Origin of the sequence: Lentilactobacillus parafarraginis DSM 18390 = JCM 14109 (assembly GCF_001435895.1) — a bacterium.
GTDB lineage: Bacteria > Bacillota > Bacilli > Lactobacillales > Lactobacillaceae > Lentilactobacillus > Lentilactobacillus parafarraginis.
In genome coordinates this window covers 1-1,393 of sequence record NZ_AZFZ01000168.1, presented here as the reverse complement: position 1 = coordinate 1,393, position 1,393 = coordinate 1, and the positions used below count along the sequence as shown (strand labels likewise).

The window sequence follows — 1,393 nt, the reverse complement described above, 5'->3', positions numbered from 1 at the left end:
GCGTTCGGATTAATTTTACAATCTACCTTTTTAAATTGGTCACTATCAGTTAATTTTAGGATTTGCTGTTCAGCCTGGGCGACTAATTGTGCTTTCCAAGCCTTAACATCTGCTTTATTTGGCATAAGTTACCCCTCCTCATCTTCAAAAATATCATTCAGTATGGGAGCCACTTTTGTTTGAATTGAGGTCGTGCCATAAAGGGCAATGTAACCGTCAGACAATTTTTGCCAAGCCACTTGATAATAGGCTCCGTTACCAGTGATTTCTTTTAGATACTTGTAGGTTCCTTTAGCCTGCAAAACTGGTAATTCACTCCCAATGACTTCTAATTTATTATCCATTTTATGATCTCCTTTGCTTTGCTAATCTCACTCGTTGTTTAGGTTTACTTTTGGCTTTATAAAAGTCGCGCGTTTTATAATTAAGTTAGCCACGCAGCCAAAATGGTAAAAAAAAAACACCAAGACGAAAAATTCAGGTATCATTGAAGTTCCTACAACAAACAATGAAAGAAGTTTTCGTCTTGATGCAAGAACAGTCTATCACACCACGCCCAAAAGGTCACCATTTATCGGAAATCGAACGCGGTCAAATCGCCGCTTGGCACATTGAAGGATGCTCAGCACGGCAAATAGCGATTCGATTAGGCGTCTGCCACCAGACCGTCAATAATGAGCTCAAGCGTGGTCGAGTCACGCAAGTTAAACGCGTTAATAATCAGAAACACTACTTTGAAATTTACAGCCCTGAAGCCGCTCAGAATCGCTATGAAATAAAGCGGCAAAACTGTGGACGTCCATTAAAATTTAGCCAAGTGACGGCCTTCTTAGCCTACTTTGATGATAAGTTCTGCCATGAGGGCTGGTCTCCGGACGCTGCTGTTGGTTATGCCCGTAAGCACCGGTTATTTAAGCCGGCCAAAATGGTCTGTACGAAGACTTTGTACAACTATATCGATGCGCAACTATTGGAGATCCGTAACCTTGATCCGCTGGAAAAAACAAAACGCCGGACGACCCAGCACCACTCGCACCAACATCAGCGCCTACTCGGTCGTAGTATTGAAGAACGGCCAAAGCGAGTAGAAACGCGCCACGAGTTTGGTCATTTTGAGATTGATACTGTCATTGGCAAACGTGCTGGTAGCGAGAGTGTCCTATTAACGTTTACCGAACGTAAAACGCGCTATGAGATTGTCCGCTTGATCGAGGGTAAAGACGCTGAATCTGTGGCTTATGCCATGCAAAATATTACGGCTGAATTCGGTGACGTTATGCGGACAGTTACGGCGGATAACGGAACAGAGTTCACCACGCTAACGGCTGCGCTTGAGGGTGTTGCCGAGACTTATTATGCCCACCCTTAGAAACTGTTTGAGATCTAAATTGAG

1 protein-coding gene and 1 pseudogene are annotated in these 1,393 nt (G+C 43.7%); one reads left to right on the top strand and one right to left on the bottom strand.

Annotated elements, in window-relative coordinates; translation table 11 throughout:
* Positions 1-128: 128 nt before the first annotated feature.
* Entirely contained in the window at positions 129-344 is a 216-nt protein-coding gene (locus FD47_RS14525) for a hypothetical protein (protein WP_054736774.1), read from the bottom strand.
* A gap of 164 nt (positions 345-508) precedes the next feature.
* Here FD47_RS14525 and FD47_RS14520 point away from each other — a divergent pair.
* Positions 509-1,366, top strand: a pseudogene (locus tag FD47_RS14520) (IS30 family transposase); the annotation flags it as partial.
* Positions 1,367-1,393 lie beyond the last annotated feature (27 nt).

Coding starts and splice junctions, on each gene's coding strand:
- FD47_RS14525 (WP_054736774.1), bottom strand. CDS start 344: ATGGATAATAAATTAGAAGTCATTGGGAGTGAATTACCAGTTTTGCAG.